Genomic DNA, 19,058 nt, shown 5'->3' on the forward strand with positions numbered 1-19,058 from the left:
GGAAACGGGTGGGTGGAAAGACGCCGCTCAGGGCGCGCCCGCGCCGGCGGCCTCGCGGGCGCGCTGCTTGGCGCCGACGAAATCGCCCCGCGGAATGTAGAGCAGGTCTCCGAGCTTGAGCATCAACTGGTTCTCGTAGTGGGAGAGGTGGCCGTCGGCGAAGGCCACCTCCCACAGCAGCTCGACGATGGCGAGCTTTTCCGCGGCGGAAAAACCCTTGTTGAGCTGCGAGGTGAAGCCGTAGAAATCCGGCGCCTCGCGCGCAGCGGCCTCGGCCAGTTCGAGCAGCCGTTCGACCTCGTCGTCGGCGAGCGCGAAGCGGCGGCGCAGCGCGGCGATCACCGCCTGGCGCTCCTGCGGCGTGCTGTCGGCGTCGGCCCGCATCACTTCCACCAGCAGCACCGCGGTAGCGAGCTGCAGGCGGTGCGCCGCCGCGCCGGCGGCCGGCGCGGCGGTGTCCATCAAGGGGGAGGCGAGGGTGTCGAAGAGGTCTTTGAGGGTGCGGAGCATGGCGGCCGGTCGGGTTGCGCTACCGGTAAGTCGGCCGCCGGCGCCAAGAGTTCCGCCGCGGCCACCGGTCGCGCCTTCCAGATGGGGGCGGCCGGCCGCGCTTCAAGCCCCGCGCTCACGGCTCCAGCCGCGTGCCCAGCACCCGCAGGAACTGCGCCAGCCAGTCCGGATGCGCCGGCCAGGCGGGGGCGGTCACCAGCTTGCCGTCCGTCGTGGCCCTGTCGATCGGGATCTCGGCGTACTCGCCGCCGGCCGCCCTCACCTCCGGCGCGCAGGCCGGGTAGGCGCTGCAACTGCGGCCCCTGAGCACGCCGGCCGCGGCCAGCAGCTGGGCGCCGTGGCAGATCGCCGCCACCGGCTTGTCGGCGGTGAAGAAGTGCTGCACGGCGGCGATCACCTTGGGGTTGAGCCGCAGGTATTCCGGCGCGCGGCCGCCGGGGATCACCAGCGCGTCGTAGTCCTCGGCGCGCAGGCTGTCGAACTCGGCGTTCAGGGTGAAGTTGTGGCCGGGCTTCTCGCTGTAGGTCTGGTCGCCCTCGAAGTCGTGGATCGCGGTGCGCACCCGCTCGCCCGCCTTCTTGCCGGGGCAGGCCGCATGCACGGTGTGGCCCGCCATCAGCAGCGCCTGGAAGGGCACCATGGTCTCGTAGTCCTCGGTGAAGTCGCCAGTGATCATCAGAATCTTCTTCGCAGCCATCGTCGCCTCCTTGCGGTCGATCGGGGTGGAATCCACCGCCTCAGTCTAGACAGCCCCCGGCCGGCCGCCAAGCCGGCCGACGCGCACGCATGCGCGGAAGATCGGGTATGCCGCCGGCACGACGGCATCACCACGACCAGACATCTGGAGGAGAACACCCATGCTCGGACGGCGTCCGTTCGCCCTGGCCCTGTGCTGCATGGTCCTGGCCGCCCTGTCTTCGTTCACCCTGCCGGCGTGCGCCCAGTCGGGCTGCATCGCCGCGCGCGTGCTGGTCGAAGCGCTGCGCCGTGCCGGCCCCACCGCCGAGAAGCTGACCCAGGCGCTGGAGGGCCTGCGCAACTTCAACCTCGGCGGCTTCGAGGTCGGCTTCGCGCCCGGCGCGCCACTCACGCGCCAGCGTTGGCCTGGCGGAAGAAGTCGATGAACACCCGCAGCCGCGCCGGCATCTGCGCGCGGCTGGGGAAGTACAGATGGGCGACCGGCATCGGCCAGGCGTAGTCCGCCAGCACCTCGCGCAGGCGGCCTGCGCGCAGGTCGTCCACCACCATGGATTCCACCACCTGCGAGATGCCGAGGCCGCGGCGCAGCAGGTCGAGTTCGGCATCGGCGTCGTTGATGATGAAGCGGCCGCTCACCTCCAGCTCCAGCTCGCCGTCGCCGTCGCGGAACAGCCAGTGCGCAATGCGCCCGCTGGTCGGGTAGCGGAAGCGGATGCAGTCGTGCGCGGCGAGGTCGGCCGGCTGCTGCGGCACCGGATGGCGCGCGAAGTAGGCCGGCGCCGCCGCCACGATCATGCGCTGCGGCGGGCCGATCGGGATCGCCACCATGTCGCCGGCGATGTTGTCCGCCATGCGCAGGCCGATGTCGAAGCGGTCGGCCACCAGGTCGGCGAGCTTGTCGTCGAGCGAGAACTCGATGCCGACCTCGGGGTAGCGCGCGGAAAAGGCGGCGACGTGCGGCGCGAAGTACTGCGCGAAGGCCAGCCGCGGCAGGGTGATGCGCACCGTGCCGCCGGGCTGTTCGCGCGCCTGGTCGAGCGAGGCCAGCGCGCCGCCGAGTTCGTCCAGGCCGCGGCGCACGCCGTCGAGCAGGCGGGCGCCTTCGTCGGTCAGCCCCACGCGCCGGGTGGTGCGCGCCAGCAGCCGCACGCCCAAACGCGTTTCCAGGCTGCGCACCGACTGCGACAACGCCGAGGCCGACAGCCCCATCTCCGCCGCCGCGCGGCTGAAGCTGGCATGGCGGGCGACGCATTCGAAGGCGGCCAGCGCCGGCAGCAAGGCAGGTTCGATCATTAAGCTCTCCTTCAAGACGCTTGCAGGATTACGCCGTCGATCTTAAAAGAAACGGCGTCTAAGCTTCATCGCACTTCCGCGCGGCGTCCGACCGCGCGATCGCTCCAGCCCCAACCCCGAGGAGACGCCGATGACCCGCTTCACTCTCAACGGCAAGCCGGTGGACACCGCGCTGCCCGACGACACCCCGCTGCTGTGGGTGCTGCGCGACGGACTCGACCTGACCGGCACCAAGTTCGGCTGCGGCATGGGCCTGTGCGGCGCCTGTACCGTGCACCTGGACGGCCAGCCCATCCGTTCCTGTTCGACGCCGCTGTCGGCCGCCGCCGGCAAGCGGATCACCACCATCGAAGGCGTCGGCAGCGGCCGCGTCGGCGCCGCGGTGCAGAAGGCCTGGCAGAAGCTGGACGTGGTCCAGTGCGGCTACTGCCAGTCCGGCCAGATCATGGCCGCCACCGCGCTGCTCGCCGCCAAGCCCAGACCCAGCGACGCCGACATCGACGCCGCGATGGGCGGAAACCTCTGCCGCTGCGCCACCTACGTGCGCATCCGCGCCGCCATCCACGAAGCCGCCAAGAGCCTGGCGTAAGGAGCGCACGATGAAAAGCCAGATCGCCAACGCGTCGCGCCGCGACTTCCTCAAGGCCGGCGCCGGCCTCACCCTCGCCCTGGTGCTGCCCGGCACCGCCGCCGCCCAGGCCGGCGGCCCCGGCATCGCCGGCGCGGCGGTGGCCGAGGGTGGCTTCGCGCCCAACGCCTTCGTCCGCATCGGCACCGACGACACCGTCACCGTGATCGCCAAGCACCTGGAGATGGGGCAGGGCGTGTATACCGGCCTGGCCACGCTGGTGGCCGAGGAACTCGACGCCGACTGGGCACGGGTCGCGGTCGAAGGCGCGCCGGCCGACGCCAAGCGCTACAACAACCTGTTCTGGGGCCCGTCGCAGGGCACCGGCGGCAGCACCGCCATCGCCAACTCCTACGAGCAGCTCCGCCAGGCCGGCGCCGCCGCGCGCGCGATGCTGGTGCAGGCCGCCGCCGAACGCTGGAAGGTGCCGGCCGCCGAGATCACGGTGAAGACCGGCGTCGTCAGCCACGCGAAGAGCGGCCGCAAGGCCCGCTTCGGCGAGCTCGCCGAAGCCGCTGCCGCGCTGCCGGTGCCGCAGCAGGTGACGCTGAAGGACCCGAAGGACTTCACCCTGATCGGCCGCCACGCGCCGCGCAAGGACAGCGTCGACAAGACCACCGGCCGCGCGCGCTTCACCCAGGACGTCAAGCTGCCCGGCATGCTGGTGGCGGTGGTGGCGCACCCGCCGCGCTTCGGCGCCATCGTGCGCAGCGTGGACGACAAGGCCGCGCGCGCCGTCCCCGGCGTGGCCGAGGTAGTCGTCATCCCCAACGGCGTCGCGGTGCTGGCCGGCGACTACTGGACGGCGAAGAAGGGCCGCGACGCGCTGCAGGTGGAATGGGACGACGCCACCGCCTACCGCGGCAGCTCCGACGCCATCCTGGCCGACTACCGCAAGCTCGCCGCCACGCCCGGCGCGGTGGCGCGCAAGGACGGCGACGCCGAAGCGGCACTCGGCCAGGCCGCCCGCGTGATCGAGGCGGACTACGCCTTCCCCTTCCTGGCCCACGCCGCGATGGAGCCGATCAACTGCGTGATGCGGGTCGGCAGCGACGGCTGCGAAGTGTGGAACGGCGAGCAGTTCCACACCGGCGACCAGCACGCGCTGGCGGCCTTCTTCGGCCTGCAGCCGGAGCAGGTCACGCTGCACATGCTCTACGCCGGCGGCAGCTTCGGCCGCCGCGCCAACCCCAAGTCGGACTACCTGCTGGAGACCGCGCAGATCGTCAAGGCCATCGGCGGCCGCGCGCCGGTCAAGCTGGTGTGGTCGCGCGAGGACGACATGCGCGGCGGCTACTACCGCCCGGCCTACCTGCACCGCCTGCGCGCCGCGCTCGATGCGGACGGCAAGCCGCTGGCGTGGTCGCAGCGCATCGTCGGCCAGTCCATCATCACCGGCTCGCCGTTCGAGTCGGTGATGGTGAAGAACGGCGTCGATGCCACCTCGGTGGAAGGCGCCGCCAACCTGCCCTACGCCATCCCCAACCTGCAGGTGGACCTGCACACCACCAACGGCGAGGTGAAGGTGCCCGTGCAGTGGTGGCGCTCGGTGGGCTCCACCCACACCGGCTTCGCCACCGAAGTCTTCCTCGACGAACTCGCCGCCACGGCCGGCGCCGATCCGGTGGCCTACCGCATGGCGCTGCTCGGCGGCCATCCGCGCCACGCCGGCGTGCTCAAGCTCGCCGCCGACAAGGCCGGCTGGACGAAGCCGCTGGCCGCGGCCAGGGAGAAGGGGGCGAAGCGCGGCCGCGGCGTGGCGGTGCACGAATCCTTCAACAGCTACGTCGCCCAGGTAGTGGAAGTGACCGTCGGCGCCGACGGCAGCTTCAAGGTGGACCGCGTGGTGTGCGCGGTCGATTGCGGCGTGGCGGTCAACCCGGACGTGATCCGCGCGCAGATGGAAGGCGGCATCGGCTACGGGCTGGCGGCGGCGCTGAGCGGCGCGATCACGTTGAAGGACGGCGTGGTCGAGCAGTCCAACTTCCACGACTACACCGTGCTGCGCATCGACCAGATGCCCAGGGTCGACGTGCACATCGTGCCCTCGGCGGAAAAGCCCACCGGCGTCGGCGAACCCGGCGTGCCGCCGCTGGCGCCGGCGCTGGTCAATGCGCTGCATGCCGCCACCGGCAAGCGCATCCGCAGCCTGCCGATCGGCGAACAGCTCAAGGCCTGAACGCCATGGACACGCTGGACCACGACGTCCTCACCCGCGCCCGCGACTGGCTCGCCGCCGGCCGCCGGGTGCTGCTCGCCACCGTGGTGCGCACCTGGGGCTCGTCGCCGCGCCCGCCCGGCGCGCTGCTCGCGCTGCGCGACGACGGCCGCGCGGTCGGCTCGGTGTCGGGCGGCTGCATCGAGGACGACCTGATCGCCCGCCTGCACCGCGACGGCCTGCCCGCCACGCCGCAGTTGGTGAGCTACGGCGTCGGCGCCGAGGAAGCGCGCCGCTTCGGCCTGCCCTGCGGCGGCACCATGGAGCTGGTGCTGGAACCGCTCGCCGGCCCCGCGCCGCTCGATGCACTGCTCGCCCGGCTGGCCGCCGGCGAACTGGTCGAACGCCGGCTCGACATGGCCAGCGGCCGCGCCACGCTCGGCAGCGCCCACCCGGAACAAGGCCCCGCCTTCGACGGCCGCACGCTCGTCAGCGTGTTCGGCCCGCGCTACCGGCTGCTGCTGATCGGCGCCGGCCAGCTCTCGGCAAGCCTCGCCCACATCGCGCTCGGCCTGGACTTCGCCGTTGCCGTGTGCGACCCGCGCGAGGAATACCACGACGAATGGCGCGTACCCGGCACCACGCTGACGCGCGAGATGCCGGACGACGTGGTCATGGCGATGCGGCCGGACGCGCGCACCGCGGTGATCGCGCTCACCCACGACCCCAAGCTCGACGACCTCGCGCTGATGGAAGCGCTGCGCTCGCCCGCCTTCTACGTCGCCGCGCTCGGCTCGCGCCGCAACAACGCCGCGCGCCGCGAGCGCCTGCGCGAATTCGACGTCAGCCAGATGCAGGTCGCCGCGCTGCACGGCCCGGCCGGGCTCTACATCGGCAGCCGCACGCCGGCCGAGATCGCGGTGTCGATCGCCGCCGAACTGGTCGCGGTGAAGAACGGCGTCACCCCGCAACGGGTGCTGCCGGTGGCCGAAGCCAAGGCCGCGCTGGAACTGGCCGCCGACACCCTGTCGAGCTGCGCGGCGCGATGATGCGCGGCATCCTGCTCGCCGCCGGCTACGGCCGCCGCTTCGACCCGAGCGGCGAGCGCGACAAGCTGTTGATGCCGCTGGCGGACGGCCGGCCGGTGATCTGGCACGCGGCGCGCGCGCTGTGCGCCGCGCTGCCCGGCAGTCTCGCGGTGCTGCGGCCCGGTCAGGCGGAGCGCGCGCGCTGGCTGGCGGAGGCCGGCTGCGAGGTGGTGGAAAGCGCCGCGGCGGAGCAGGGCATGGGCAGCGCGCTGGCCGCGGCGGTTGCGGCCAGCAGGGATGCCGATGGCTGGGTGGTGGCGCTGGCCGACATGCCGTGGCTGCCGGTCGAGGCGGTTGCCGCGGTGGCCGCCGCCGTCGATGGGCCGGAACGGGTGGCTGCGGCGACGCATGGCGGCCGGCGCGGGCACCCGGTCGGCTTCGGTTCGGCGTGGGGGCCGCGGCTCGCCGCGCTGGCCGGCGACAGCGGCGCGCGCGAGTTGCTGCGGGGGGCTGATGTCGTGCTGATCGAAAGTGCCGATGCCGGCGTGCTGCGGGATGTCGATATCCCGGACGATCTTGGCCGCTGAGGCCGGGCTGAGCCGTCTTCTCCCTCCCCTTCAAGGGGAGGGTTGGGGTGGGGATGGGGTCAGGCGGGCGCTGAACCAAACCCCATCCCCCTCCTAACCAGGAGTCTCGGCTTCGCCTCGCCGCTCCGCAGGCGGCGAGCAGTGCTCGCCGAAACCCCTGCTCCGCCCCCCTTGAAGGGGGAGGGACCAGACCCACGCGTCGCCGAAGCCAGCGAGCTAGTATTCGACGACTTGCTCACCCAACCCCCCCCCGCACCCATGCCCCCACCCGACACCCTCCCCGTCCCCCTCGCCAAATCCTACCGCCTGCTCAACCACGGCCCCACCGTCCTGGTCGCCAGCGCCCACGGCGGCCGCCGCAACCTCATGGCCGCCGCCTGGAACATGCCGCTCGATTTCGACCCGCCCAAGGTCGCGGTAGTCATCGACAAGGCCACCTACACCCGCGGCCTGATCGAAGCCTCCGGCGAATTCGTCCTGGCCGTGCCCACCCGCGCCGCCGCCGCGCAGGCGCTGGCCGCCGGTTCGCGCAGCGGCCGCGACGAGGACAAGTTCGCCGCGCTCGGCATCGAGGCCTACCGCGCGGACAAGGTCGGCGCGCCGCTGCCCGGCGGCTGCATCGCCTGGCTGGAATGCCGCGTCATCCCGGAACCCCACATCCAGCAGGCCTACGACCTCTTCCTTGGCGAAGTGGTGGCCGCGCGCGCCGACGCACGGCTGTTCCGCGACGGCCACTGGCACTTCGACGAGGCCGCCACGCGCAGCATCCACTACGTCGCCGGCGGCAACTTCTTCAGTACCGGCGAGGCCTTCGAGGTCGGCTGAAGCCCGCCTTTGCGCAGGTCATATCAACCTGACCACGGCGTGGTACGTTGACACCCCTTTGCGCGCAGCGCCGCGCTCACCCCGACCGTACCGATGCTCGAAATCCTCTCCGACCCCCAGCTCATCGTCGCCTTCCTCACCCTCACGGTGCTCGAACTGGTGCTGGGCATCGACAACATCATCTTCATCTCCATCCTGGTCGACAAGCTGCCGCCCGAGCGCCGCAACGTCGCCCGCCGTGTCGGCCTGTTCCTGGCGATGTTCATGCGCATCGGCCTGCTCGCCGCGCTGGCCTGGCTGGCCGGGCTCACCGCGCCGCTGTTCAGCGTGTTCGACGCCGGCTTCTCCGGCCGCGACCTCATCCTGATCGGCGGCGGCCTGTTCCTGGTATGGAAGAGCACCGGCGAGATCCACCAGTTGCTCGAAGGCGAGGAAGGCGAAGCCTCCAGCGCGGTCAAGGCCACCTTCGCCGCCATCATCCTGCAGATCATGGTGATCGACCTGGTGTTCTCGCTCGACTCCATCATCACCGCCATCGGCATGGTGAACCACCTGCCGGTGATGATCTCCGCGGTGGTCGCCTCGGTCGGCCTGATGATGGTGGCCTCGGCGCCGATCGGCGAATTCGTCTCGCGCCACCCGACCGTGAAGATGCTGGCGCTGTCCTTCCTGATGGTGGTCGGCGTGGTGCTGATCGCCGACGGCTTCGGCCACCACGTGCCCAAGGGCTACATCTACTTCGCGATGGCCTTCTCGGTGGTGGTGGAGATGCTCAACATCCGCCTGCGCAAGAACGCCGAGAAGCCGGTGGACCTGCGCGAGGCCTACGTGCCGGAGAAGGTACCGGCCGGCGCCGGCGACAACTCCTGACCCGGCGCGCTGCTCAGGCGGCCGCGCGCTCGCCGCCGAACAGCACCTCGATCCAGGCGTCCAGCGCCGGGTGCGGCTCCGCCACCCGGCGGCGGATCAGCACCGTCGGCGACACCGCCAGATGCACCGGCAGCGGATGGCTGTCGACCTGGCGGCCGCGCGGATGGCCTTCCAGCAGGCTGGCCGGCAGCACGCCGATCCCCAGCCCCGCCGCCACGCAGCCGAGGATGGCCTCGACCGAGGCGTAGCTCTGCAGCCCGCGCAGCGCCAGTCCGGCCTCCTGCACCCAGTTGAACAGGCGCGCGCGGTAGTGGCAGCCCTCCGGGAACACGATCAGGCTCACCTCGCCGCCCCGCGCCGGCAGCGCCGTGCCGGGCGGCAGCACCAACCGCAGCTCCTCGCGCCACACCTCGTCGGCCACCAGCCGCGGATGCTCCAGCGGCCCGGCCACCAGCGCCGCGTCCAGCTCGTGCCCCAGCACCCGCTCGATCAGCGCCGAGCTGGTGCCGGTCTCCAGCTCCACGCCCACCCGCGGCGCATGGCGGTGGAAGCGCGCCAGCACGTCGGGCAGGCGCATCGCCGCGGTGGTCTCCATCGAACCCAGCCGCAGGCGGCCCTGCAGCGTGTCCAGATGCACGCTCTGCCACGCCGCCGTGCACAGGGTGTCGAGCTGGCGCGCATGCGGCAGCAGGCGCTCGCCGGCGGCGGTCAGGCGGAACTGCGGCCCGTTGCGCTCCAGCAGCACGCTGCCGAGCTGGTCCTCCAGCTGGCGCAGCCGCGCCGAGACGTTGGACGGCACGCAGTTCAGCTGGCGCGACGCCGCGCTCAGGCTGCCGTGCTCCGCCACCGCATGGAAATAGCGCAGCAGCTGGGGATTGAAGCGATTGGCGGAGAGCATGGCGCGGACCTTTCTCTTTTAGTGAAATCGAAGAATATTACTTTTCACTAACGGTATTCCCACCGGCTCCGCTAGAGTCGGGTCATCGCCGGGCCGGCCATCGGGCCCGGTCCCCAGGAGCCGAACCATGAACCCCCACGCCGCCCCGCCCCCGGCCGCCTCTGGCTGCCGCTGCTCGCCGCCGCGTTCGCCCTCGTCGCGGTGCACGGTATCGGCCGCTTCGCCTACACGCCGCTGCTGCCGCTGCTGGTGGCCGACGGCTTCATGGGGCTGGATGCCGGCGCCGCCATCGCCACCTGGAACTACGTCGGCTACCTGCTCGGCGCCATGCTGGCGATCCGGCTGCACGAACCGGCGCAGATCCGCCGCATCCTGCCGGTCGCCCTGCTGGTCAATGCCGCCAGCACGCTGGCGCAGGGCTTCACCGACAACCTCATGCTCTTCCTCGTGCTGCGGCTCATCAACGGCGTCAGCAACGGCGTGGTCTTCGTGCAGGCGCCGGCGCTGGTGCTGGAATGGCTGGCGCGCCACGGCCTGGCTTCGCTGTCCGGGCTGATGTACTTCGGCGTCGGCGGCGGCCTGCTGCTGTCGAACGCGCTCGCCAACCTGCCGGCCGATCTGCTGCACGGCGCCGCGCGCTGGTGGCCGATGGCCTTGGCGGCGGTGCCGCTGGCGTGGTGGAGCGCCCGCCAGCTCGGCCGGCTGGACCGCCCGCAGGCCGGCGCGCCGGCCCAGCCGGCGGCGAGCCGCGCCACGCCGCTGATCGACCGCGCCAGCCTGCCGGTCTTCATGGCCTACGCCGGCGCCGGCCTCGGCTACATCCTGCCGACCACCTTCCTGCCGGTGGTGGCGCGCGAACAACTGCCCGCCGGCCACTGGCTGCAGAGCGGCGCCTGGCTGATCCTGGCCCTGAGCACGCTGGCCGCCGCCTGGCTGTGGAACCGGCTGGGCAGTCGCATGGGCGACCGCAACGCGCTGGTGCTGAACTACGTGGTGCAGGGCATCGGCGTTGCCGGCCCACTGCTGTGGCCGGGCACGGTGGGGGTGCTCGCCTGCGCGCTGATGGTGGGCTGCACCTTCTTGGGCAGCGTGCTGCTCACCCAGCGCCTGGCGCGCGCGCTGCATCCGCACCAGGGGCCGCGGATCTCGGCGGCGCTGATCACGCTGTATGGCTTCGCCCAGCTCACCGGGCCGTGGATGGCGCGGCTGTGGCTGGAGCGCGGGGGCAGCATGAGCGATACCTACTGGCTGGGGGTGGGGGCGCTGGTGTGGGCGACGGGGTGGACGTTGCGGACGCGGCAGGTGGTGGGGCATGCGGTGGCGCCGGCGGGCGCGGCGCTGCCGGCCGCGCCCGCCGACTGAGATCCGCGGATCAGCGATGCACGGCGCCGGCCACCCCGTCCCGCTCCGCCATCTCCAGCATCACCTTGTAATCCACGATCCCCGCAATCGACCCATCCGGCGCCAGCCCGGCGATCGGCCCGTCGAACACGCAGAACAGCACGCAGCCGCCCTTGGTGCGCGGCTGGTGGATGTCGCCCGCGGGCTCGAACATGTAGTCGCCCGGCCCGCCGATGTCCGACTCCTCGTAGCAGATGTCGCCCTCCATCACCATCACCTCGATCGCGCCCAGATGGTGGTGGATCGGCGCCTCCACGCCCGGCAGCACCTTGAGCATGCAGGTGAAGCCGCCGGTACGGCTATTCACGCTCAACAGCTTGTACTGCACGCCCTCCATCACCCACGGCCGCCACGGGATCGGGTCCAGCTTCTGGAATTTCGGATAGGGCAGGGTGATCCTGTCGCGCGCGGCATTGCCCTGGGTGCGCTGGCGCTCGGCGGTGCACAGCATGACGCTCATCGTGGTCTCCTCATCGTTGTGGAAAGACGGCCGCCCGAGGCGGGCCGGCGATCGATATTAGGCGGCGCCGACACCCCCGGTACCGCCCGCGCCGAAATCGGCGCGACGATTCCAAAACCGCGATAAATCGATACTGAAGCCCGCCGATTTGCGAAAAATCGGCGCCTGTTCGGATATCGCGCAGATTCCCGCGCCCCTGTGTTTGTGCATCGCACTCGCGGCTAGATTTCGCCGCACCGGCCAACCCGCCGGCCCACGAAAAACACAGGAGACACCCCATGACGGCCGCCGTCCTCAGCAATTCCGCTTCCGCCCAGATCGCGCTCAGCGCCCGCCACGGCAAGGATTTCGTCAATCTCGCCGACGTGCCGTGGACGCCCTGGGTGATGGAAGGCACCCACTTCAAGCTGCTCGCCATCAACGAACTGACCGGCGGCTTCTCGATGCTGCTCAAGGTCGATGCCGGCGTGCAGGCGCCGGTGCACGCCCACATCGGCTCGGCCGAGGCCTACCTGGTCGAAGGCGGCTTCTACTACGAGCAGGACGACCCTGGCTACGCCGGCTACTACACCTACGAACGCGGCGGCTCGGTGCACCAGCCGGTGTCGCCGCAGGGCTGCGTGATGTTCGCCGTCACCCACGGCCCGCTCGCCGGCTGCAATGCCGACGGCTCGGTCTCGGCGGTGGTCGATTGCCGCCTGATGCTGCAGCTCGCCGAGGCCGCCGGCACCGCCAGCCACGTCGTGCAACTCGTCTCCGGCCGCTGAGCCGGCTCCTCCCCATTCCCCTGCCCAGGAGGAGCACATGAACGGAACCCCCCGGAGACCCGGCCTGCGCCGGGCCGCGCTGGCGGCCGCCGTCGCCGCGTACTGTGGCGGCGCCCACGCCGGCGATTTCAAGCTCGGCGACGAGCTGACCGGCACCTGGACGCTCAACGCCACGCTCGGCACCAACGTCCGCACGCAGGACCGCGACGCCGCCCTCACCTCGTTCGGCAACGCCAACCACAACGGCGGCAAGCCCGGCAGCGGCGGCGGCAGCACGGATGACGGCGACCTCAACTTCGACCGTGGCGACATCACCTCCACCACGCTCAAGCTGGTGGGCGACGTCGAGCTGCGCTACCGCAACTACGGCGCCCTGCTGCGCGCCAAGGCCTGGCACGACTTCACCCTGGCCGACAAGAAGGTGGACCACGGCCATTTCGACAACGGCTACGTCCCCAACGAACGCCTCGACGACGGCCACTACGACAGCGCCGCCAAGTTCACCGGCGCCGAGCTGCTCGACGCCTTCGTCTTCGCCGACTGGGAGCTGGGCGGCGACAGCCGGCTCAACATGCGGCTCGGCAACCAGGTGGTGAACTGGGGCGAGAGCATCTTCATCCAGGGCGTGAACGTGGTGAACCCGATCGACGTGCCCGCGGCGCGGCGCGCCGGCGCCCAGGTGCGCGAGATCCTGCTGCCGGTGCCGCTGCTCTACGGCAACCTCGGCCTGCCCGGCGGCGTCAGCCTGGAAGCCTTCTACCAGCTGAAGTGGAAGAAGACGGTGATCGACGGCTGCGGCACCTTCTTCTCGCCGGCCGACGTCATCAACTGCGGCGGCTCGCAGTTCGGCCCCGACGTCTTTTCCGACCGCGAGCAGTACGACGGCGTGGCCGCGCTCGGCGGCCTCAACCTGCGCTCGCTGCGGCTCAACGACGACAAACCGTCGGACGCCGGCCAGTACGGCCTCGCGCTGCACTGGCTGGAGCCCAACAGCGAGACCGACATCGGCCTCTACTACATCAACTACCACACCCGCACGCCCTTCCTCAGCCTGTCGAGCATCCCGTCCGAACCCAGCTCGCTGTACGGCACCGCGGCGCCGCTCTCCTACCTGCTCGACTACTCGGCCGAGGACATCAAGACCTTCGGCCTCAGCCTGTCGAACACGCTCGGCGGCGCCTCGGTGATGGCCGAACTGTCCTACACCCGCGACCTGCCGGTGCAGATCAACGGCGGCGACCTGGTGCAGTTCGGCGTCTCCGGCGGCACCCAGGGCCCGCTGGTCGGCAACCGCCTCTACGACCCGGCCGGCGCCACCATCCGCGGCTATGACCGCATGGACAAGATCCAGCTCCAGTTCGGCGCCATCAACGTCTTCAGCCAGGTGCTCGGCGCGCAGTCGCTGCTGGCGGTGGGCGAAGTCGGCATGAGCTGGCTGCCCGACCTGCCCAACGCCAGGACCGGCGTGCGCTACGGCCGCGCCTTCACCTTCGGCACCGCCTGGCACCCGGCCTACGCCAGCCCGGCGCTCTCCACCCGCGCGGGCTGCAACGCGGCCAACGCCGCCGGCATGGTGACGCCCGCCAACTGTTCGCAGGACGGCTTCGTCACCCCGTTCTCGTGGGGCTACCGCCTGTTCGGCGAGCTGGAATACCCCAACGCCGTCGCCGGCTGGACCGCCAAGCCGCGCCTCTACTGGGCGCACGACGTCAAGGGCAACGCCGCCGACGGCACCTTCCTCGAGAACCGCCGCACCCTGGGCACCGGCGTCGGCCTGTCGCGCCTGGCCGACGGCCGGCGCTGGACGATGGACCTCGCCTACACCCGCTTCATCGACGGCGCGCGCTGGGACACCAACCGCGACAAGGACTTCCTCGCCGCCAGCCTGAGCGTGGCCTTCTAAGGAGAACCGACATGCACACCCCATCCCCCGCCGCCCGCCTGCTCGCCGGCCTCCTGCTGCTGCCGCTGGCGGTCGGCGCCGCCCACGCCGCCCTCAGCGCCGACGAGATCGCCCGCCTCGGCAAGGACCTCACCCCGGTCGGCGCCGAACGCGCCGGCAACGCCGCCGGCACCATCCCGGCGTGGAACGGCGGCCTCACCAAGCCGCCCGCCGGCTTCGACATCAACCAGGGCCACGCCAACCCCTACGCCGACGAGAAGCCGCTCTACACCGTCACCGCGCAGAACTGGGAGCAATACAAGGACAAGCTCTCCGACGGCCACGTCGCCATGCTCAAGCGCTACCCGGAGACCTACCGCCTCGACGTCTACCCCAGCCACCGCAGCGCCGCGCTGCCGCAGGCCGACTACGAGCGCATCCGCGAGCAGGCCGGCCGCATCGTGCTGACCGATTCCGGCACCGGGCTGGAACACTGGGAGCGCAGTGCCGTGCCCTTCCCCATCCCCAAGAACGGGCTGGAAGCGATCTGGAACCACGAGGTGCGCTCGCGCGCCGGCGGCATCGAGCGCCGCCACCTGATCGGCGCGGTCAATCCCAACGGCAGCTTCAACGCCTACGGCGTGGATGAAAGCTGGATCTTCGCGCAGAACATGGACCGCCAGGAGGACAACCGCTTCTGGTACTTCATGGCGCGCATGTACTCGCCGGCCGACGTCACCGGCGAGGTGGTGATGGTGCACGAGCCGCTCGACTTCGCCCGCGACGGCCGCCTCGCCTGGGTCTACAACGCCGGCCTGCGCCGGGTGCGGCGCGCGCCGCAGATCATCTACGACTCGCCGGGCAGCTTCTCCGAAGGCACCCGCACCGAGGACGACTACGACATGTTCAACGGCCCCACCGACCGCTACGACTGGAAGCTGGTGGGCAAGCGCGAAATGCTGATCCCCTACAACAGCTACGCCATCCACTCGAAGAAGCTCAAGGCGAAAGACGTGGTCAAGCCGCACCACCTCGACCCGGCGCTGACCCGCTACGAGCTGCACCGCGTCTGGGTGGTGGAAGCCACGCTGAAGACCGGCGCGCGCCACATCTACGGCAAGCGCGTGTTCTACCTCGACGAGGACAGCTGGACCATCGCCGTCAAGGAGCAGTACGACGGCCGCGGCCAGCTCTGGCGCGTGGGCGAGGCGCAGTTGATGCAGTACTACGACCTGCCGCTGCCCTACTACGCCTTCGAGAACATGTACGACCTGCAGGACGGCCGCTACTACGTCGCCGGCCTCAGCAACGAAGAAGGGCCGTGGCGCTTCGGCGCCAAGGCGCGGCGCGCGGATTTCGACCCCGACGCCCTGCGCCGCAGCGGCACCAAGTAAGCAGCGGCCACGACCGCGCACAACGGGGCGGCGCCCAGCCACGCCGGCGCCGCCCCGCCCACAGGGACACCGAACATGACACGCCTTCCCCTCGCCACGCTGGCCGCAGCGGCGGCGGTGCTGGTGGCCGCCGGCGCGGGCGCCGGCCTCGCGCCGCGGCCCGCCGCACCCGCCATCGACCTGCTCGAAACCCCCGCCCCGCAGAGCCCGCGCGCCGCCGCGCAACTGATGAACGGCCTCGCCCACGCCGGCGAGCGCCTGGTCGCCGCCGGCGCGCGCGGCACCATCGTCCATTCCGACGACGGCGGCCGGACCTGGACCCAGGCCGCGGTGCCGGTCGCGGTGATGCTCACCGCGCTGCACTTCCCCACCCCGCAGCTCGGCTGGGCGGTGGGCCACGACGGCGTGATCCTGCACAGCCGCGACGGCGGCGCGAGCTGGGTCCGCCAGTTCGACGGCAACCAGGCCAACGCGCAGATGCTGGCGTGGTCGCAGGCCCGCGTGGCGCACGCGCGGCAGGCGCTGGAATACGCCCCGGCGCCCCAGCGCGAAGCCGCCGGGGATGCGCTCGCCGCCGCCGAAGACGGCCTGGCCGGCATCGAACAGACCGCCGGCTTCGGCCCCTCGCGGCCCTTCATGAGCGTGTGGTTCCGCAACCCGCGCGAAGGCTACGCGGTGGGCGCCTTCGGCATGGCCTTCGCCACCACCGACGGCGGCGAGCACTGGACGCTGTTCGCCGACCGCCTGCCCAACCCGGAAGACCTCCACCTGTACGCCATCGCCTCGCCCGCGCCCGAGGTGCTGCTGATCGCCGGCGAGCGCGGTTTGATGCTGCGCTCGGCCGACGCCGGCGCCACCTGGCAGGCGCAGCCGGATCTCGCCGAAGGCGGGCTCTACGGCCTGGTCGGCATGCCGGGGGAGGGCGGCGGCCTGCTCGCCTACGGCTTCGGCGGTGCCGTGCTGCGCAGCGCCGACCTCGGCGCGAGCTGGCAGGCGGTGGATGCCGGCACCCGCAGCGCGCTCTATGGCGCCGCGCTGGCCGGCGACGAACTGCTGCTGGTCGGCAACAACGGCACCCGCCTGCGCGTGGCGGGCGAGCGCTTCGAACCCCTGCCCGCCGGCGACGGCCGCCCGCTCACCGCCGCCGCCCACGGCCCCGCCGGCTGGGTGCTGGCCGGCTGGGGCGGCCTCGCCAACGAAGCCGCGGCACGGACGGGAGCGATCCGCCATGAGTGAGACCACCATCCGCGCCCCGCACGGCGGCCTGCTCAAACGCCTCGAACGCCGGCTGGAAGGCGCGCTGTTCCGCCACCGCGCCGTCACTGTCGCCCTCTTCGCCCTGCTCACCGTCTGGCTGGGCTGGGCGGCGCTCGGCCTGCGGCCGGATGCCAGCTTCGAGAAGATGATCCCCACCCGCCACCCGGCCATCGCCAACTACCTCGCCCACGAGGACAACCTGCGCGGCCTCTCCAACGTGGTGCGGGTGGTGGTCGAGAACCGCAGCGGCGACATCTTCGACCCCGCCTTCCAGGACGTGCTGCGCAAGGTCAACGACGAGGTGTTCTACATCCCCGGCGTCGACCGCGCCGGCATGCGCTCGCTGTGGACGCCCAACGTGATGTGGGGCGAGGTCACCGCCGAAGGCTTCGAAGCCGGCCCGGTCATCCCCGACGGCTACGACGGCTCGCCGCGCGCCATCGAGCAGTTGCGCGCCAACGTCTTCCGCTCCGGCGAAGTCGGCACCCTGGTCGCCAACGACCTGCGCTCGGCGCTGGTGCTGGTGCCGCTGATGGAGCGCGACCCGGAAACCGGCGAGCGCCTCGACTACGGCCGCTTCGCCACCCACCTCGAAGAGAAGATCCGCGCCCGCTACGCCAGCGAAGCGGTCGGCATCCGCATCGTCGGCTTCGCCAAGGTCATCGGCGAACTCATAGCCGGCGCCGTGCCCATCCTCGGCTACTTCCTGCTCACGCTGGCGCTCACCGCCGCGCTGCTGTTCTGGTATTCGCGCTGCCTGCGCAGCACCGTCACCACGCTGGCGTGCTGCCTGATCGCGGTGGTGTGGCAGCTCGGCCTCGTGCGCCTGCTCGGCTACGGGCTGGACCCCTACTCCATCCTGGTGCCCTTCCTCACCTTCGCCATCGGCATCAGCCACGCGGTGCAGAACATCAACGCCACCGCCAACGCGGTGCTGGACGGCGCCGGCAAGGTGGAGGCCGCCAAACGCTCCTTCCGCACCCTGTTCGTCGCCGGCACCGTGGCGCTGCTGTGCGACGCGGTCGGCTTCGCCACGCTGCTCGTCATCCGCATCGGCGTCATCCAGGAACTGGCGATCTCGGCCAGCATCGGCGTGGCGGTCATCATCTTCAGCAAGATGTTCCTGCTGCCGGTGCTGATGTCGTGGACCGGCGTCTCGCCCGCCGCGGTCGCCCACGCCCGCCGCCGCCGCGAGCACCTGCCCTGGCTGTGGCAGCAGGTGGCGCGCTGCGCCCGGCCGCGCCCCGCGCTGGTGGTGACGCTGGCCGGCGCCGCGCTGCTGGCGCTCGGCTACTGGGGCGCACGCGGCCTGCAGATCGGCGACCTCGACCCCGGCGCGCCCGAACTGCGCACCGACTCGCGCTACAACCGCGACGCCGCCTACCTCGTCGAGCACTACGCTACCAGCACCGACGTCTTCGTCGTCATGGCCGAGACCCCGCCGCAGGGCTGCCGCGACTACCAGGTGCTGGCCGGCATGGACCTGCTCGCCGCCGCGCTGGAACGCGTGCCCGGCGTGCAGCGCACGGTGTCGATGTCCGACTTCGCCTACCGCGTGCTCGCCGGCAACAACGAGGGCAACCCAAAGTGGTACGCCATCAGCCGCAACAAGTACGCGCTCGGCGGCGCCTTCCAGAAGACGCCCAAGGAATACATCGGCAACGGCTGCGCGATGACGCCCTTCGTGGTCTACCTGAACGACCACAAGGCCGCCACGCTGTCGGCGGTGATGTCCACGGTGCGCGACTTCGCCGCCCGCCACGACGCTGACAAGGTGCGTTTCACCCTGGTCGGCGGCAACGCCGGCATCGAAGCGGCCACCAACGAAGTCATCCGCGACGCCGAGCGCACCATGCTGATGCTGGTCTATGCCATCGTCGCGCTGCTGCTGCTGATCGAATTCCGCTCGCTGCGGGTGACGGTCTGCATCGTGGTGCCGCTCTACATCACCTCGGTGCTGTGCGAGGCCATCATGGCCTGGATGGGGCTGGGGGTGAAGGTCGCCACCCTGCCGGTGATCGCGCTCGGCGTCGGCATCGGCGTGGATTACGGCATCTACATCTACAACCGCCTGCAGTCCTACCTCGACCGCGGCCTGCCGCTGGCCGAAGCCTACCTGCTCACCGTGTCCACCACCGGCCGCGCGGTGGCCTTCACCGGCCTCACGCTGGCGGTGGGCGTGCTCACCTGGATCGGCTCGGCCATCAAGTTCCAGGCCGACATGGGCCTGCTGCTCACCTTCATGTTCCTGTGGAACATGGTCGGCGCCCTCGTCCTGCTGCCCGCGCTCGTCCGCCTGCTGCTGCCCGCCCCCAGGCCGGCGCCGGCCGACACCGCCGCCCCGCCCACGCCACCACTCCCCGAACCCCACCTTCGCCTTGCCGAACCGCACAGGAGCTGA

At 71.4% G+C, this 19,058-nt stretch carries 18 protein-coding genes; 13 read left to right on the forward strand and 5 right to left on the reverse strand.

Annotated elements, in window-relative coordinates; genetic code table 11:
• Window positions 1-27: 27 nt before the first annotated feature.
• Both CCZ27_RS19265 and CCZ27_RS19270 read right to left on the reverse strand, forming a co-directional pair.
• A complete protein-coding gene (locus tag CCZ27_RS19265; protein WP_096450885.1) occupies window positions 28-510 on the reverse strand; it encodes a tellurite resistance TerB family protein in 483 nt (160 codons plus the stop codon).
• Window positions 511-625: 115 nt separating this feature from the next.
• Window positions 626-1,207, reverse strand: coding sequence for a DJ-1/PfpI family protein (locus CCZ27_RS19270; protein ID WP_096452794.1), 582 nt, complete (start codon window positions 1,205-1,207; stop codon window positions 626-628).
• A 160-nt stretch (window positions 1,208-1,367) separates the two neighbouring features.
• On the opposite strand from CCZ27_RS19270, the gene CCZ27_RS19275 reads away from it, so the two are divergent.
• A complete protein-coding gene (locus CCZ27_RS19275) occupies window positions 1,368-1,634 on the forward strand; it encodes a hypothetical protein (RefSeq protein WP_096450887.1) in 267 nt (88 codons plus the stop codon).
• Here the strand turns inward: CCZ27_RS19275 and CCZ27_RS19280 are convergent.
• On the reverse strand, window positions 1,597-2,502 hold the full coding sequence (locus CCZ27_RS19280) for a LysR family transcriptional regulator (RefSeq protein ID WP_096450889.1): 906 nt from the start codon (window positions 2,500-2,502) through the stop codon (window positions 1,597-1,599). The two genes, CCZ27_RS19275 and CCZ27_RS19280, sit on opposite strands and share 38 nt — an antisense overlap.
• Window positions 2,503-2,632: 130 nt before the next feature.
• Between CCZ27_RS19280 and CCZ27_RS19285 the strand changes: the two genes are divergently transcribed.
• From CCZ27_RS19285 to CCZ27_RS19310, 6 genes are all read left to right on the forward strand, one after another.
• Window positions 2,633-3,091 carry a (2Fe-2S)-binding protein gene (locus tag CCZ27_RS19285; RefSeq protein WP_096450891.1) on the forward strand — a complete coding sequence of 153 codons (459 nt, stop codon included), beginning with the start codon at window positions 2,633-2,635 and terminating at the stop codon, window positions 3,089-3,091.
• Window positions 3,092-3,101: 10 nt separating this feature from the next.
• The gene (locus CCZ27_RS19290) at window positions 3,102-5,309 is read left to right on the forward strand and encodes a xanthine dehydrogenase family protein molybdopterin-binding subunit (protein ID WP_096450893.1); all 2,208 of its coding nucleotides are present in this window, start codon (window positions 3,102-3,104) and stop codon (window positions 5,307-5,309) included.
• Between the two features lie 5 nt (window positions 5,310-5,314).
• Window positions 5,315-6,337: an XdhC family protein gene (locus CCZ27_RS19295; protein WP_096450895.1), complete on the forward strand. Its 1,023-nt coding sequence runs from the start codon at window positions 5,315-5,317 to the stop codon at window positions 6,335-6,337.
• On the forward strand, window positions 6,334-6,903 hold the full coding sequence (locus tag CCZ27_RS19300) for a nucleotidyltransferase family protein (RefSeq protein ID WP_096450897.1): 570 nt from the start codon (window positions 6,334-6,336) through the stop codon (window positions 6,901-6,903). Before CCZ27_RS19295 ends, CCZ27_RS19300 begins: the two co-directional genes overlap by 4 nt.
• Before the next feature lie 258 nt (window positions 6,904-7,161).
• On the forward strand, window positions 7,162-7,728 hold the full coding sequence (locus CCZ27_RS19305) for a flavin reductase family protein (RefSeq protein WP_096450899.1): 567 nt from the start codon (window positions 7,162-7,164) through the stop codon (window positions 7,726-7,728).
• A 93-nt stretch (window positions 7,729-7,821) separates the two neighbouring features.
• Window positions 7,822-8,598, forward strand: coding sequence for a TerC family protein (locus CCZ27_RS19310; protein ID WP_096450901.1), 777 nt, complete (start codon window positions 7,822-7,824; stop codon window positions 8,596-8,598).
• A gap of 13 nt (window positions 8,599-8,611) precedes the next feature.
• On the opposite strand, the gene CCZ27_RS19315 is transcribed toward CCZ27_RS19310, so the two are convergent.
• Window positions 8,612-9,496: a LysR family transcriptional regulator gene (locus CCZ27_RS19315; RefSeq protein ID WP_096450903.1), complete on the reverse strand. Its 885-nt coding sequence runs from the start codon at window positions 9,494-9,496 to the stop codon at window positions 8,612-8,614.
• A 171-nt stretch (window positions 9,497-9,667) separates the two neighbouring features.
• On the opposite strand from CCZ27_RS19315, the gene CCZ27_RS19320 reads away from it, so the two are divergent.
• Window positions 9,668-10,858 (forward strand): YbfB/YjiJ family MFS transporter, encoded by a 1,191-nt coding sequence (locus CCZ27_RS19320; RefSeq protein ID WP_443081561.1) that lies wholly within the window; start codon window positions 9,668-9,670, stop codon window positions 10,856-10,858.
• 10 nt (window positions 10,859-10,868) lie between these two features.
• Here the strand turns inward: CCZ27_RS19320 and CCZ27_RS19325 are convergent, their stop codons facing one another.
• Window positions 10,869-11,357: a 2,4'-dihydroxyacetophenone dioxygenase family protein gene (locus CCZ27_RS19325; RefSeq protein WP_096450907.1), complete on the reverse strand. Its 489-nt coding sequence runs from the start codon at window positions 11,355-11,357 to the stop codon at window positions 10,869-10,871.
• 278 nt (window positions 11,358-11,635) lie between these two features.
• Here CCZ27_RS19325 and CCZ27_RS19330 point away from each other — a divergent pair, with 278 nt between their 5' ends.
• The 5 genes from CCZ27_RS19330 to CCZ27_RS19350 all read left to right on the forward strand — a co-directional run bounded on the left by CCZ27_RS19330 (window position 11,636) and on the right by CCZ27_RS19350 (window position 19,058).
• Window positions 11,636-12,124 (forward strand): 2,4'-dihydroxyacetophenone dioxygenase family protein, encoded by a 489-nt coding sequence (locus CCZ27_RS19330; RefSeq protein WP_096450909.1) that lies wholly within the window; start codon window positions 11,636-11,638, stop codon window positions 12,122-12,124.
• 37 nt (window positions 12,125-12,161) lie between these two features.
• Window positions 12,162-14,027, forward strand: a complete 1,866-nt coding sequence (locus tag CCZ27_RS19335) for a DUF1302 domain-containing protein (RefSeq protein WP_096450911.1) — start codon at window positions 12,162-12,164, stop codon at window positions 14,025-14,027.
• Between the two features lie 11 nt (window positions 14,028-14,038).
• On the forward strand, window positions 14,039-15,400 hold the full coding sequence (locus CCZ27_RS19340; protein WP_096450913.1) for a DUF1329 domain-containing protein: 1,362 nt from the start codon (window positions 14,039-14,041) through the stop codon (window positions 15,398-15,400).
• A 75-nt stretch (window positions 15,401-15,475) separates the two neighbouring features.
• Window positions 15,476-16,636 carry a WD40/YVTN/BNR-like repeat-containing protein gene (locus CCZ27_RS19345; protein ID WP_096450915.1) on the forward strand — a complete coding sequence of 387 codons (1,161 nt, stop codon included), beginning with the start codon at window positions 15,476-15,478 and terminating at the stop codon, window positions 16,634-16,636.
• Complete coding sequence (locus tag CCZ27_RS19350; protein ID WP_096450917.1) at window positions 16,629-19,058, forward strand: efflux RND transporter permease subunit; 2,430 nt, start codon at window positions 16,629-16,631, stop codon at window positions 19,056-19,058. The genes CCZ27_RS19345 and CCZ27_RS19350 overlap by 8 nt, the downstream gene beginning before the upstream one ends.

The sequence above is a fragment of the Thauera sp. K11 genome, from assembly GCF_002354895.1.
GTDB classification, from domain to species: domain Bacteria; phylum Pseudomonadota; class Gammaproteobacteria; order Burkholderiales; family Rhodocyclaceae; genus Thauera; species Thauera sinica.

Bases quoted from the DNA above. Each gene is read 5' to 3' on its own strand.
- CCZ27_RS19265 (WP_096450885.1), bottom strand. From the start codon at position 510: ATGCTCCGCACCCTCAAAGACCTCTTCGACACCCTCGCCTCCCCCTTG.
- CCZ27_RS19270 (WP_096452794.1), bottom strand. From the start codon at position 1,207: ATGGCTGCGAAGAAGATTCTGATGATCACTGGCGACTTCACCGAGGAC.
- CCZ27_RS19275 (WP_096450887.1), top strand. From the start codon at position 1,368: ATGCTCGGACGGCGTCCGTTCGCCCTGGCCCTGTGCTGCATGGTCCTG.
- CCZ27_RS19280 (WP_096450889.1), bottom strand. From the start codon at position 2,502: ATGATCGAACCTGCCTTGCTGCCGGCGCTGGCCGCCTTCGAATGCGTC.
- CCZ27_RS19285 (WP_096450891.1), top strand. From the start codon at position 2,633: ATGACCCGCTTCACTCTCAACGGCAAGCCGGTGGACACCGCGCTGCCC.
- CCZ27_RS19290 (WP_096450893.1), top strand. From the start codon at position 3,102: ATGAAAAGCCAGATCGCCAACGCGTCGCGCCGCGACTTCCTCAAGGCC.
- CCZ27_RS19295 (WP_096450895.1), top strand. From the start codon at position 5,315: ATGGACACGCTGGACCACGACGTCCTCACCCGCGCCCGCGACTGGCTC.
- CCZ27_RS19300 (WP_096450897.1), top strand. From the start codon at position 6,334: ATGATGCGCGGCATCCTGCTCGCCGCCGGCTACGGCCGCCGCTTCGAC.
- CCZ27_RS19305 (WP_096450899.1), top strand. From the start codon at position 7,162: ATGCCCCCACCCGACACCCTCCCCGTCCCCCTCGCCAAATCCTACCGC.
- CCZ27_RS19310 (WP_096450901.1), top strand. From the start codon at position 7,822: ATGCTCGAAATCCTCTCCGACCCCCAGCTCATCGTCGCCTTCCTCACC.
- CCZ27_RS19315 (WP_096450903.1), bottom strand. From the start codon at position 9,496: ATGCTCTCCGCCAATCGCTTCAATCCCCAGCTGCTGCGCTATTTCCAT.
- CCZ27_RS19325 (WP_096450907.1), bottom strand. From the start codon at position 11,357: ATGAGCGTCATGCTGTGCACCGCCGAGCGCCAGCGCACCCAGGGCAAT.
- CCZ27_RS19330 (WP_096450909.1), top strand. From the start codon at position 11,636: ATGACGGCCGCCGTCCTCAGCAATTCCGCTTCCGCCCAGATCGCGCTC.
- CCZ27_RS19335 (WP_096450911.1), top strand. From the start codon at position 12,162: ATGAACGGAACCCCCCGGAGACCCGGCCTGCGCCGGGCCGCGCTGGCG.
- CCZ27_RS19340 (WP_096450913.1), top strand. From the start codon at position 14,039: ATGCACACCCCATCCCCCGCCGCCCGCCTGCTCGCCGGCCTCCTGCTG.
- CCZ27_RS19345 (WP_096450915.1), top strand. From the start codon at position 15,476: ATGACACGCCTTCCCCTCGCCACGCTGGCCGCAGCGGCGGCGGTGCTG.
- CCZ27_RS19350 (WP_096450917.1), top strand. From the start codon at position 16,629: ATGAGTGAGACCACCATCCGCGCCCCGCACGGCGGCCTGCTCAAACGC.